General features: G+C 58.9%; 8 protein-coding genes and 1 pseudogene. 2 read left to right on the forward strand and 7 right to left on the reverse strand.

Annotated elements, in window-relative coordinates; all coding sequences use genetic code 11:
* Positions 1-1,029: 1,029 nt before the first annotated feature.
* From AC0L24_RS00005 to AC0L24_RS00025, 5 genes are all read right to left on the reverse strand, one after another.
* Positions 1,030-2,340 (reverse strand): HlyD family type I secretion periplasmic adaptor subunit, encoded by a 1,311-nt coding sequence (locus tag AC0L24_RS00005; protein WP_127811239.1) that lies wholly within the window; start codon positions 2,338-2,340, stop codon positions 1,030-1,032.
* Positions 2,340-4,085, reverse strand: a complete 1,746-nt coding sequence (locus tag AC0L24_RS00010) for a type I secretion system permease/ATPase (protein ID WP_127811238.1) — start codon at positions 4,083-4,085, stop codon at positions 2,340-2,342. Before AC0L24_RS00010 ends, AC0L24_RS00005 begins: the two co-directional genes overlap by 1 nt.
* A gap of 101 nt (positions 4,086-4,186) precedes the next feature.
* A complete protein-coding gene (eglC, locus tag AC0L24_RS00015; RefSeq protein ID WP_128287415.1) occupies positions 4,187-5,578 on the reverse strand; it encodes an endo-1,3-1,4-beta-glycanase EglC in 1,392 nt (463 codons plus the stop codon).
* A 336-nt stretch (positions 5,579-5,914) separates the two neighbouring features.
* Positions 5,915-6,169, reverse strand: a complete 255-nt coding sequence (locus tag AC0L24_RS00020) for a hypothetical protein (RefSeq protein ID WP_473563293.1) — start codon at positions 6,167-6,169, stop codon at positions 5,915-5,917.
* Complete coding sequence (locus AC0L24_RS00025) at positions 6,153-6,416, reverse strand: hypothetical protein (protein ID WP_127396654.1); 264 nt, start codon at positions 6,414-6,416, stop codon at positions 6,153-6,155. Before AC0L24_RS00025 ends, AC0L24_RS00020 begins: the two co-directional genes overlap by 17 nt.
* Positions 6,417-6,985: 569 nt before the next feature.
* On the opposite strand from AC0L24_RS00025, the gene AC0L24_RS00030 reads away from it, so the two are divergent.
* Positions 6,986-8,068: a RelA/SpoT domain-containing protein gene (locus tag AC0L24_RS00030; RefSeq protein WP_292699561.1), complete on the forward strand. Its 1,083-nt coding sequence runs from the start codon at positions 6,986-6,988 to the stop codon at positions 8,066-8,068.
* On the opposite strand, the pseudogene AC0L24_RS00035 reads toward AC0L24_RS00030, so the two are convergent.
* Together AC0L24_RS00035 and AC0L24_RS00040 are read right to left on the reverse strand one after the other, a co-directional pair.
* Positions 8,065-8,282, reverse strand: a pseudogene (locus AC0L24_RS00035) (IS1595 family transposase); the annotation flags it as partial. The gene AC0L24_RS00030 and the pseudogene AC0L24_RS00035 sit on opposite strands and share 4 nt — an antisense overlap.
* Before the next feature lie 158 nt (positions 8,283-8,440).
* The gene (locus AC0L24_RS00040) at positions 8,441-11,347 is read right to left on the reverse strand and encodes a trifunctional glycosyltransferase/class I SAM-dependent methyltransferase/polysaccharide deacetylase (RefSeq protein ID WP_473563294.1); all 2,907 of its coding nucleotides are present in this window, start codon (positions 11,345-11,347) and stop codon (positions 8,441-8,443) included.
* An 898-nt stretch (positions 11,348-12,245) separates the two neighbouring features.
* Here AC0L24_RS00040 and AC0L24_RS00045 point away from each other — a divergent pair.
* The gene (locus AC0L24_RS00045) at positions 12,246-12,920 is read left to right on the forward strand and encodes a hypothetical protein (RefSeq protein ID WP_473563295.1); all 675 of its coding nucleotides are present in this window, start codon (positions 12,246-12,248) and stop codon (positions 12,918-12,920) included.
* The last annotated feature ends 3 nt before the right edge of the window (positions 12,921-12,923 follow it).

Consider the following 12,923-nt stretch of genomic DNA (forward strand, 5'->3'; position numbering starts at 1 on the left):
CGGGCGGGGGTGGGCCGCCGCAAGCACAAGCTAATATATGACCGGCTTTAATGCCTATGGTGTGATCGCGGAATCGCTTGACGGGCAGTCTAGGCCATCGGGACTAATTGCTGCGCTTTCATTCTGCCAGTAGCTTGTAGGTCTGGTCATTTAGCCACCTTTGTGCCCAGATTGGTCGGCACGCTCACCGTCACCGGTGCTTGGTAGTTGATCGTGCCGACCTCCCTTTTTGCTACGTGGAATCGATGCCCCTGTGGCAACCGAAGAAATTGGCGAACGCGCCGCATTGAAGCTAGTCCGAGCGCTGGCGAAGGCCATTATTGAGACCGTGGAGCGTTTGACGCGAAAATAGTTGTGCCGGATAATAATGGGCGATTGTACGTTTCCGACAATCCACAATCCAGAACTATTAGACACAGTCAAAGTATCGCAGTATAGCGGCCGATTCCGCGAGGCTTTTAGCGGCTTTAGAGCCCGCTATCGCCCCTTGATGGTGGGCTATTTCTTAGCAGACCAAAGTCTTATTCTTGAAATCCAATGGTCTGATACATGCATTTCACTCCCTTTGCGTTCATTGGATGTTCTATTAGTTTATAAAATACTTATATAACATTGGGCGACAGACGAAATAGGCCCGCCACTGAGGACACAACTACAGCGGCGGGCCTTGCTTTTGAGGCTTGGCCGGGGTTGGAAGCCAAGCTGCAAACCCAACTTCGATTTCAGAAACAGGTTCCAGCCTTATGAAAAGATTTAACGCTTGCCGGCTTTTGCAGGTAGGCCCGCCGCTGAGGTCACAGGGACGGGCCCTGCACCAGAGCTTGGACTTGAGGGAGGGAGTGTTCTCACACCATGCAAATTCCGAACTTCGCTTGCGGATGCATGTTCCTCACGTCGGTTCGAAAAGGGATTGTCGTGGTCATCGATTTCGGTTGTGACACCCGAGCCCGCCGGCAGCATCATGCAGGCGGCAGGCCCAATGAAGAGCTCGCGACGGGGAGCGGCCGGTCGTTGCAGCCCGGGCGCGTTTCACTCCTCCCGGAATGCTCGCTGGATCTGATCGGCCAGGGGCTTGACGAGATAGGACAGCATCGTGCGGCTGCTGGTCGAGAAGAACACCTCGACCGGCATGCCGGGCGCCAGGGTCAGTCTTTTGAGTCTGGCAAGTTCCGTGCGCGGCAAAACGATATGCACGGTGTAATAACCGGCGCCGGTGCGCTCGTCGGTGCTGAGATCGGCGGAGATCTTGCTGACGGTTCCGTTGAGTTCAGGCGTTGTGCGCTGATTGAAGGCCGAAAGCCGCAGCGTCGCCTCCTGCCCCTGTTTCAGCTGATCGATGTCCTGTGGCGCGACACGGGCTTCGACGGTCAGTTGGTCCGCGACCGGCACGATGAGCATGACCGGTTCGCCCGCAGTGATGACACCCCCAATCGTATGTACGGCAAGCTGAAGGACGACGCCGGCCTGCGGGCTGCGAATGTCGATGCGCTTGAGCTGGTCTTCGGCCGATACCTTGCGTTCGACGAGTTCCGAGAGTTTTGCCTGGACCTCACGCAGTTCGGTGGCGACTTCGCTGCGCAGATCCTGATCGATCTGGATGATTTGCAGGCGGATTTCCGACGTGTGGCCTTTCGACTGCGCTATCGCGGCGGTCAGCTGCCCATGTTCAGCCTCCAGCCGCACGGCCTCGCGCTCGAGAGCGGTGATGCGATCGATCGAGACCAGCTTGCGCTGCCATAGTGTGCGCATGCCCGCGAGCTCGGTTCCGATCAGCTTGATTTCCTGGCTCTTGGCGTCCTTTTGCTCGGTCAGGCCGGAGACTTCTTCGGCGAGCTGGGAGATACGTTCCGCCAACTGCGCCTTCTGGCCAGCGCGTGCCTGCCGGCGGAACTCGAAGAGCGACTGCTCTCCGGCCATTGTGCCGCTGACATCCGGATCGTCCCGCCGAGACATCAGCGACGGCGGAAAACCGATGGCGTCCGCACCGTCGCGCTCGGCCTTGAGACGTGCCAGGCGGGCATCGAGTTCATCCGCGCTCTTGGTGACAATGGCCAGATTGGCGCGGGTGACGGTTTCATCGAGATGAATCAAAACCTGTCCCGCTTGCACGGCATCGCCTTCGCGCACGAAGATCTGGCCGACCACGCCGCCGGTTGGATGCTGCACCTTTTTGACGCTGGAATCGACAACCAGCTTTCCCGAGGCAATGACTGCGCCGGAGAGGTCGGTCACCGCTGCAAGGCTGCCCGCTCCACCGACCAGAAGGATGGAGGTCGCAACGCCGCCGAGCAGATAACGTCGAATGGTCCGATCGATCACCGATGTCGCCCTCTCCGCCATCAGAGCGCCGCCTCTTCAGGACTTGAGACAACTTTTAACGGAACACTGATGGGGCGGGTCACCTTGGTCATGATCTCATTCTTCGGGCCAAAGGCCTGGATACTGCCGTTCGTCATGACAAGGATCTGGTCAAGGCTTTGCAATGCACTCGGGCGATGCGCCACCACGATGGCCATGCCGCCTCTGTCGCGCACGCCCTGGATCGCCGCCGTCAAGGCGGCTTCGCCGTCGGCATCGAGATTGGAATTCGGCTCGTCGAGTATGACAAGAAACGGATCGCCATAGAGAGCACGCGCCAAGGCGACCCTCTGTCGCTGGCCCGCCGAAAGCGCCGACCCGGCCTCGCCGATACGCGTTTCATAACCTTCAGGCAGGTGAACCACCAGATCATGAACACCGGCGGCGCGCGCGGCGGCCAGTATCTTGTCCGAGGGGGGCTGGGGTTCGAAGCGAGCTATGTTCTCGGCAATGGTGCCATCGAACAACTCGACATCCTGCGGCAGATAACCGACATGCTTGCCGAGTTCTTCCGACGACCACTGGTCGAGCGTCGCACCGTCGAGCCTGACGGTACCGCGCACTGGCAGCCAGACACCGGCGATCGCTCTGACGAGCGAGGATTTTCCCGAAGCGCTCGGACCGATGATGCCGAGGCCGGCGCCCTTCTGCAGCACGAAGCCCGCATCCTGGACGACAAGGCGACGCTCGCCCGGCGGCGCCACACTGATGCCCTCTACCGAGAGGCGAAACGACGGTGGCGGAAGCGAGACACTTGTTGCTGCCTCGGGCAGCAGCCCCAGAAGCTGAGTCAGGCGCGCCCAGGCCTGTCGGGCGCTGACGAAGCTCTTCCAATGCGCGATCGCGAGTTCGATCGGTGCCAGCGCTCGGCTCATCATGATCGAGCTGGCGATCATGATGCCGCCCGTCGCCTCCTGATGGATGACGAGCCAGGCGCCGATCGCCAGGATGCCGGATTGAAGCATCATGCGCACGACTTTCGATGTCGTTCCGAGCGTCCCCGCCAAATCGCTCGCCTTGGCATTGGTGCTGAGATAGTCGGCGTTGATGCCTGACCAGCGCTCGGCGATGCGTGGGCCAAAACCCATTGCCTGAAGCACCTCGACATTGCGGCGCGTCGCCTCCGCCAGCGTGTTGCGCGCAGCGGCCTGCGTGTTGGCACGTTTCGCGGGCTGCCTGGTGCGCACCTCCGCAAGCAAGGTCAGGCCAAACAGAATGACGGCGCCGAGCAGCGCGGTCATGCCGATCCAGAAATGGAACAGGAAACAGATTGCGAGGTAAAGCGGCATCCAAGGCAGGTCGAACAGCGCGGTCGGCCCAGCGCTCGACAGGAACGACCGGACCTGATCGAGGTCCCGCAATGATTGCAAGCCATCGCCGGTGAGCTTCGTGCGCAACGGCAGACGCATCAGTGCGATGTAGACCTGCCCGCTGAGCCGCGCATCGAGCGCCATGCCGATACGCACCAGCAGCCGCGATCGGATCAGTTCGAGGACGCCCTGAAAGACGAACAGCGTGCCCGCAAACACGCAAAGGCCGACCAACGTCGGCACGCTGCGGCCGGGAATGACGCGATCGTAGACCTGCAGCATGAAGAACGAGCCGGTCAGCGCCAGGACGTTGACGACCCCGCTCATCAAGGCGATGCCGACGAATGCCCGGCGAAAGGAAGCGAATATCGCCGTGAGCGTCGTTCGCGGCGGCTCAGATGGATGGATGTGAGACATCTTCCTTCACCTCGGGTCCAGCGCGGGCGCAAGCGGCAATGAACGCGTCCAAGACCGGTTGGCGAAGGGTGTCGGTTTCACTCCATCTTTCAGCATGGCACCTAGATGAACCAATCATTCAGCGCGTAGGCATGGACATAGTCGACGTGCATTTCAGAAGGGGTGGCAAGCCCGTCGGCGGGCGCTCCCGCCATGCCGCCGACAGCCTGGTCGACCAGCATATACATTGGCTTGTGCATGTCGGCAGGCGTTGGTGCGCGGGCAACTTCGACATCGTCGAAATACCAGACCAGCTCGCTTGGGGTCCAAAGCACCCCATATTTGTGGAACCCTTCGGTATCCGCTGCATATACGGTCGAGGTCACTTTCGTATGCGACCCCGTCGCATTCGAGTGGCTGGTCAGGGTGAGCTTGTTGGGATCCTGGCCGACCATCTCCACGGCGTCCAGTTCCGGCGGCCAGGAGCCATCCGCCGGAAGAAGCCAGAAGGCCGGCCATGCACCCTGCTTTTCGGGCATGTCGGCTCGAATTTCGAAATAACCGTAGGTCTGTGCGAAGGAATGGTAGGTCGTCAACAGACCTGACGTGTAATCATAGTTGTTTATGTAGGGCTTGATCGCGTCGGGAGCCCGGGCGGCCGTAATGGTGAGAACACCGTCCTGGACGCTGAACGGGTTGACCGAACTCGTGGGGGCGTAGCTGGTGTCGATATACCACTGAAGCTCGCTGTTGGTGGTGAGCGAGCTGCCGTTCGGAGCACCCCACCAGAAGTTCGTGTCCCAGGTCCCGCTAGAACCGCTGTGCAGGTTCAAAGTATTGAACTCGTCCGAGAAGGTGAGCGTCAGATGCGACTTGTCCAGGGCGAGATCGAACTGGTTGGCGCTGAACTGGTCGATGGTCTTGTTGGCGAAGACGAGAAACTCGGTTGGCGACAGGGTGAGTCGGACGTTCGATCCCGACTGCACCATGTTGGCGTGCACCTGGTCGAAGGAGGTGAAGCCGTAGCCTCCGACGCGCACAATATCGTCGGCGCCGAAGTCGAGAATGAGGTCGCTGCCATTGCCCGGTTTGACGACAAAAATGTCAGCGCCGGAGCCACCCTTGAGAACATCGTCGCCTTTCAAGCCGTCGAGCGTCTGCTGGCCGGAACCACCGACGATGATATTGTTCAGAGCATTTCCGAAGGCATATTGTTTATCGCCCGTGACCGTCAGATTCTCAAAATTCGCCGGCAGCCTGTAGCTCATCCAGGTCGAGATCGTATCGATGCCCTCGTTGGGCAGCTCCACCGCTTTGTTTTTCGCGGAGTACAGGTAGTAAATATCGTCGCCCTTGCCGCCATACATCGTGACGCTGACGCTGCCGTCGCCATACAGCGAATCGTTATAGATGCTGCCGTAGAGGGCCGGGCCCGAATTCGTTGCCGAGTACCACTTTGCGGAGGACCCACTATAGGGGAGCGGAACACCCTTGGCGTTGGTTACGGTGGCCATTTTACTCACAGCTCCGTTGGTTTGTTCCAAGCCCTAACACGATGGAGGGCAAAAGGAGCCGATACGTTTTGTCTTCCAACGTGGGAGGGTTACCAAAGAGTAAATGCGGAGGGTCCGGGCGCGTCCGTCAGGCCGTCAGTGGGGAACTTGAGACTGTTTTCGACGGCGCACTCAAACCACAATGAAGGCGTCCGAAAGGGGCGGCGAACTTGCGCCAGCAACGCCGGCGTTAGCGGGCCGCCGGCGATGGAGGCCGCTCCGGGTTGACGGTTGCACACCGTCTCGCAGGGCGCAGGCGGCCCTAGCTGCCGAAACACTGGCGTCATCCCTCGCAGTTCAGAGCCCAAGGGTCTGGCCTGTTTCCATCTGAAGGAAATCTGCCGACGAATTCCGGAACACCGCGTCTTGGAACGCGTCGACGTGGGTGACATCGACCAGCACGGCCGCTGCGGCTTCAACCTTGTCGGCCGCTTCGTCAACCTTGTTGAAACGCATCAGCATTCGATCGTGGAGCATCGACAACCGCGTGGCGTGATAAAGCACGCTGCGCTTGTGGTAATCCGAGTCCAGCGGCTCAAACAGTATTGTCATGACGGCAACTCCTCGCCATTTCATGTCCATTCGGGGTGATTTGGAGGCCGCCCACGTATAGATATTGGTCTGGCGCTCCCGGGGCCTCCGTCACGCGCTGTTGAGCTGCCCGGATCCTGCAGCACAGGGCGATATTCACCACGCCATTTTTCCTGTCCGTTCCTTCCTCTGCGCGCTTCAACGATTTCTCGGCGCGTTTGACGCGCAACCTTGAACTGCCAAGTTCGAAATCAAGAATTTCAGCCATCGTTCCGCTTCCTATGCGGTTGCGGTCCCTCGGCTGATAATTACGGCTGTTCTGTTTGGTTCCGGCCAATCGCGACTCGGCTCCAGATTTTACAGGAGCCAGGCCGATCTGGCCCTGCCGATTTAAATCTCTCCGGCAATGGGCTTGAGCGCATCTTCTGTCGCAGGCTCCAGCGGGACGTCGGCGACGTTCCGGAGCATCAAAGCGGCGCGCCGAAGGACGATCTGAAATCCGCCCCGTTCGAGGTCTTGCCGGAGATTGCCAGTGACATAGTTCGCCTGCGCCAAATGGCCGACCTTGTGGTCGTGTGCGGTGGCGATGGTTCGGTGTCGGCGGCGGCGATGGCTGTAGTGGAAAGCCGCCTGAGCGTGGCGGCATGTAAGTCCGCGTCATGTCCAGGGGCGCGATCTAGGCAGATACGGCCGAGACGGTATCTCGCTCGCGGAGATACGATGTCGCGCGCTATGGTACTTCGCTTACCCAAACGGATATGACTCTTGGGATCTGATTCCCCTGCGATAGTCCCGCCAGTCCAGAATGAGGCGGGCCACCATGACTTCTTGGCTCCAATGACTGAGTACCCGCGCCTTGCCTACAGCATGAAAGCCGTTCGCAAGGCAGGCGACCGGCTGGCAAAACCTATTCAGTTCGGACGAGACATCACTGTCGGCCAGTATGTGGACGCACTCGAAATCTTTTCAATCGCCAATAGCTGGCGCGACTCGCACTTTCTGCCGATGCGCAGCGTTCGGTTCTCTGTCCGACATCACATAAGAGCCCTGCGACTGGAGGGCGACATGGCATCCCGGCCAAAGCGCATGGCATCCATTCGTCGGAAGCTTCGAGAGTCCACCACCAATTTGGACACCATGAACGACATCTGCGGTTGCCGAGCGATCATGGCCGATATCAAAGGTGTTCGCTCGCTTCTCGCATCGATGCGAGACAAGTTCCCCCATGAGATCCACTCTAGGGAGTTTAACTATATCGATGAGCCGAAGCCGGACGGGTATCGAAGTCACCATATTGTTTTCAAATACCGATCCCGAGATGCCGACACCGAGGCTTTCGATGGACGACGCATCGAGTTGCAAGTTCGTACCAAGCTTCAGCACTCATGGGCAACTGCGGTTGAGGCTGTCGGGCTATTCCGGGGCCAGGATTTGAAGCACGGAGAGGGCGACCAAGATTGGCTTCGCCTTTTCCAGCTTATGTCGGCGGAATTCGCGCACGTTGAGCAGTGCCCCGTTCATGTAAGTGTTCCGGATCACAATGACCGGGTTCGAGAATTGCGGGATCTCAACAAGCGTATAGATGCGATCGGCATACTAGAAAAAATCAATAATACTACCCGCTGCCAAGAGAATTTTATACAGAAAGCGGAAGAAACTAGATACTTTTTGCTTCAATATGGGAAAGATCATAAACTGACTATCGATAATTTCGAGTCAATTATATCAGGCGCACGGAAATTGAAAGAGATCGAGCAAAAAATCGAGCTAAGGGGCAGTGAGGTGAAGGCTGTCTTGGTCGAGGTGGATAAGAAAGAAAAGCTTGCTGAAATGTATCCGAACTACTTCGGAGACGTTTACTTATTTTCTCGTAATCTGAAATCCATCTGCTCGGGAAAAGCGGCTACCGAATACAGTTAGCCTGCACTGGGCCGGCTTAAGCGGCGTCGCTTCCGTATGAAGTAACCCGAGCGTTTGCCGACGATACCATCAAGGCTGCGACCGGCCCACGCATCGTCGTTCATGCCAGGGGCTGCGCGTGAATTATGGCGGAAGCCATATTCGGAGACGTAGCGTTGCAGATGCTTTCTGCGCAGGGCTGATAGGTGCCACGCATGCCACGCTTGAATATGCTGATGCGCCGGGTATTTTGGCAGTGTTTACTCAGCCGCCGGGGCAGGTCATTTCCGATCTTGGGGTGACATCGAGCGATCGCGGCAGTCTGGCGAGTGCGGAGCGTTTCGTCGATCTTGCGCACGTGAGCGGAACCGATGACCGTGACAAATTCACCGTTTAATCGAGCATGGCCTCGACGGTGGCGACAAAGTCGTCGAGCGAGCGATCCCCGCGAATCTCGATGCGTGGGAGGTCGATGGGATCGCAATTAAGGTCCGCCGGCCCGTGTCTGCTGCCGAAGCCGATCCGATAGCCGGACTCCTTGGCCAGTCTGCCGAGCCGTCGGTCGGTGACAGAGAAGGGTGCCGCGAACGCCGAGATTGGCCGACCGGTCCAACGTTCGATGAACATACGAGAGCGCAGCAGTTCGGCGGCCAAGTCAGAACTCGACAGACCATCGATCGCGCGATGCGTCGCGAGATGGCTTCCGAAGAACGCACCTTCGGCGGCGAGCCGCCGCACCGTCCCGGCATCCATAAGCTGCGTCGGCGGACCGTTTACGGAATCCCACTGCGCGCTTTCACCCACCAGGTCAGTCACCAGGAACACTTCCGCGGTCAGGTCGTTCGCGCGCAAGGTTGGCCAGGCATGGTCGGCAAAATTCTGGAAGCCGTCATCGAAGGTGATGAGCACTGGGCGGCCAGCGAAAGGCTGACGGTTGGCGATGGACCGTTCCAGTTGCTCGGATGTGGTTGCGTGAAAGCCATTGGCGCGCAGCCATGCCATCTGGCTGGCGAATGCGGCGGGCGTTAGCCGAAAACGGGCGAGGGCGGCCGGACCTTCTTCGGCGACGCTGTGGTACATGAGGACAGGGATACGTGGCCGCCGCTCGCTGCGCGCGACGTCGCGGCGCAAGGCCCGCGCCCCGCCCCAGACGATATTTCGGGCGACACCGAGTCCGATAGGCGCGCGGATCGGCGCATGATCAATCCTCGGTTCCGTCACCACATCGTCCGGTGACAGGCGGCGGAAGCGGTCTATGCGATAGAGCTCGGTCTGGATCGACTGCTCGAGGACGAGACCTTCGGTCGCTGCGAGCGCCTCTGAGATCGCTTGTGCCCCGAATGTGTTCCAGTCGAAGCCCGTCCTTTCAACATTGTCACGCAGCACGAATGCGTGGGCGCTGATGAAACTGCCGCCAGGCGCCAACGCCTCTGCGAATTTTTTGGCAATGCGCCGCAACTCGGCGAGATCATCCAGATAGTAGAGCACTTCCGAACAGAAGATCAGATCCATCTCACCCGGCAGCGTGTCGGCGGAGAAATCCAGTACGCCGAATTCAATATTCGGCTGATCGCTGCATCGCGCGCGGGCCCGTCCGACGGCTATGGCGGAGATGTCGGTTGCGGTCAGATGGCCCACTCGCGGCGCCAGCTGCCGCGTGAAATGGCCCTCCGCGCAGGCCAGCTCAAGCGCCCGTCCGATGGGGCCGGCAGGCAGGATTTCGAGTTGCCGCTCGTATTTTTCCTGCTCATAGGACGAACCGTAGTTCCAGGGATCCTCGGTCGCGAAATAGCCATTCCAGAACGACGTGCGATCCTCGTCGTGCCTGACCCGTGCACGCCGCGGCGCGGCGGAAGGCTCGGCTGGTTCGGCGCTCGACCGGACCAACTCCCGCGCTTGCGCGGCCAATCGCGCGAGTTTGCCGAAGTGGCTGTCCGGATCAGGCCCGCGTTCGGCTGTGCCTGACAATGCCCCGGCTGGAAGCGTGTTCGGAGTGTTGGCGCCAGCCTCTTTTTGCGGTGCGAAATTCCGGATCAGTTCAATCCAATGATCCCTTGTCACTGTCCCGAGCACGCCGAATTGTACGACGGCCTCGATGTGGCCATCCATCATCAGGTAGGCATAGATTTGGTCGATTCCTTCCGGCAGTTCGGTCGAGGTCGGATTTCGAGCGTCGACGCGGATTCCAAGTGTTCGCGCCAGCCTGCGCGGCGCGCCAAGATCGTCGGCGTCGAGAAGCATTTGCTCAAGCTGATACTGGATGCGGCGAGCCGCCGCGGGATTGGCCCAGACCTTGCCGAGTTCGGTAATCAATTCGGTGATGGCGCCGCCGAACCTGCCCCACCTGGCAGCCAGTTGCGCCGGCACAGACAGGCTTCCCACCGCAAGGCCGTTGACGGCTACCTTGGCGATCTCACTCGCCCACTTGCGTCCGGCCGGAAGCGCGCGCAGGGACTGCGGGTTGATCGAGCCCGAGCCGCCGCCGCAATCCGACGCGGCGTTCCAAAATGCGAACCACGCGAGTGCTTCGGAAGCGGTGCGGCCATCCGCCGAGTTCGCTCCGTTGGCGTGGATAGTTACCGGGTGTTTGACTCTGGAGTCGGCAGAGAAGCCACGGGCGATCACGATTTCCGCGTCGGCCAGCATCTGAGATGAATTGCGGGTGAGCGAGTTGGAGCTAGCCCGGCAAAAGGCGAGCGGCTCGTCGACCATTACCCAATTCCTGCCGAGACGGGCGAGGCGCTGCCACAGATCCCAGTCCTCGCATGTGCGCAGCGACACATCGAAACCGCCTAACTCGACGATTGTCTCCCGGTCGACCAGCAGCGCGTGAGTGGCGATGGCACACCGGCGGGCAAATGTTTCAAAGGGCTGGACCGCAACCTCTGACGAGACGCTCAACGGAATAAGTTCGCCATCGGGCATCACGCACTGAGAGCCGCAATAGGCGGCCACTGAATCGGGCGCGGCCTCCAGTGCGGCTAGCATTTTCGCGAGGAAGCTGGCGTCTACCCAATCGTGTGCATCCAGAAACATGAGCCAGTGGCCGCGCGCCGCCGAAATCCCGCTATTGCGCGCGCCGGCGGGGCCATGCGCGCAAGAACTCAACGTCCGAAATCGGGCATCTTGCTCCACATAACCGGCAATGATCGCGGCGGTGCGGTCCGTGGAGGCGTCGTCGACGATGATCGCCTCCCAATCCACGATTTCCTGATCGAGGAGGCAATCGAGTGCGCGCGCCAGCGTTACCTCTGCGTTGTGCGCAGGAACCACGACTGAAACCAATGGATTATGCGCCATGCCGTCTTACCCACGCCTGGTTCGAAGGTACAAGAGTCCCAAGACATAGCCGGCGATTTCCCGCCAAAGGAAACGGTCATCGAGGATGCTGCGTCCAAACAGTCTCCCGTGACCTCTTCCGAGCCGTCGCGCCTCCATTTGGCTGCAGGGCGAGCTTGCTCCTGTCCTGCTAGCGACGTTAGAAGCCTGGCGCAGCATTTCATCCGTGCCGCCGAGATCGGGCGCCGGCTGTCGCAGATGCACGTCAAAACCAAGCATGCCGCATACTCATGTCCCTGAAATCGGCACCATGACCACAAGCTGCGGTCCCTGGCACTTGGCTATGGCAAACTGGCGTCCTTTGCAATCGACGACGCAACAATGCAAGCCCACTGAAGCTTTGGTTGAATGACTGCCAGCTATTGGGGCCTATTGCTCTCTCCTATCGACCGAAACACCGCGATTCCGGGCTGCATTCTCGATCGGCGATTCCTCGTGTGAAAAGAAGATTCTCCTTCTACTGTTGAGCTCGCGCCGGAAGCTGATGGTGGCAGTATATAGCGGAGCGAGAGGCAATATGCTGCCCGCTGGAACAGCTATTTTAGCAATTTCTAATAAAAAATTGTTACTTAATTCCATCTAAATAGATATACATAATGCCATTGTATCACTCGGCTTCATAGTAGATTTCGCCCGATAACCAATTAGGTTAAATGGCTATGGTTGCTATCACAGGGAGGGCGAGAGCAACACCTAGCGGTACTGGTGCTTTTTCTGCCAGTCCAAGAGGTGTAAAAAGAGCACCCAAATTGGCTTGCGCCAAGAAGATTCCGGCTTGCAGGTCGCGGATTTTGCTGGCATCTTCATCTGTTTATGGGTCTCTGCACTGTGGCAGGTGTTCAAATAGAGGGGTATAAGGATGGCCAAGGAATCTTCGAGTACTTCGAGTGCCGTTTCCTCCGCAAACAAGGCGGACGCAAATTTGATTGGTAATGCAGACGGAAGCGGGCTGAACTTCATGGCGGCCCAGGTTCGCGAAAACGGGGGCGCCGGCGACGCCGTAGGTGTCGACAAGATACGCGATCTGCTGTTCGGCAACCAGATGCAGGACTATGACCGCCGTTTTTCCAAGCTTGAAGAACGGGTGTTGCAACGCTTCAAGGATGTCGAATCCGAAGCCAAGCGCAATCTTGAGATGTACGAGTCAAATGCAAAGAAGCAGATCGATTCGCTCGCGGCGCAATTGCGGAACGAAAAAGACTCACGAGCCGATGCCGACAAGGAGATTGACCGGAATCTTCGCGAGCAAAACCAGGCACTTGAAAAGCAGGTGCGTGCGTTGGCGGATCAATTGAGCGCGCTTGAGCGGGACGTTTCGGACCGGATAAATCGAAACGATCATTTGCTGCGTGAGGAAATCAAGCAGAAGAATGAAGGCGTTCAGATGCTGATTGAGAAAATGTTTGCCGATCTCAGCAACGTTAAGACCGACCGAAATCTTTTGGCTGGCCTGTTTGTAGAGGTTGCGAAATGTCTGAATCAGGATCCCGTCGGCAGCAAGGGCAACTCGGATCGTAGCTGGAAAGTGAGTTGATGG

This window comes from Mesorhizobium sp. WSM4809 (genome assembly GCF_055811655.1).

What these genes read in the sequence shown, in the direction of transcription:
- AC0L24_RS00020 (WP_473563293.1), bottom strand. Translation starts at nt 6,169, where the DNA reads ATGACAATACTGTTTGAGCCGCTGGACTCGGATTACCACAAGCGCAGC.
- AC0L24_RS00005 (WP_127811239.1), bottom strand. Translation starts at nt 2,340, where the DNA reads ATGGCGGAGAGGGCGACATCGGTGATCGATCGGACCATTCGACGTTAT.
- AC0L24_RS00045 (WP_473563295.1), top strand. Translation starts at nt 12,246, where the DNA reads ATGGCCAAGGAATCTTCGAGTACTTCGAGTGCCGTTTCCTCCGCAAAC.
- AC0L24_RS00040 (WP_473563294.1), bottom strand. Translation starts at nt 11,347, where the DNA reads ATGGCGCATAATCCATTGGTTTCAGTCGTGGTTCCTGCGCACAACGCA.
- eglC (WP_128287415.1), bottom strand. Translation starts at nt 5,578, where the DNA reads ATGGCCACCGTAACCAACGCCAAGGGTGTTCCGCTCCCCTATAGTGGG.
- AC0L24_RS00030 (WP_292699561.1), top strand. Translation starts at nt 6,986, where the DNA reads ATGACTGAGTACCCGCGCCTTGCCTACAGCATGAAAGCCGTTCGCAAG.
- AC0L24_RS00010 (WP_127811238.1), bottom strand. Translation starts at nt 4,085, where the DNA reads ATGTCTCACATCCATCCATCTGAGCCGCCGCGAACGACGCTCACGGCG.
- AC0L24_RS00025 (WP_127396654.1), bottom strand. Translation starts at nt 6,416, where the DNA reads ATGGCTGAAATTCTTGATTTCGAACTTGGCAGTTCAAGGTTGCGCGTC.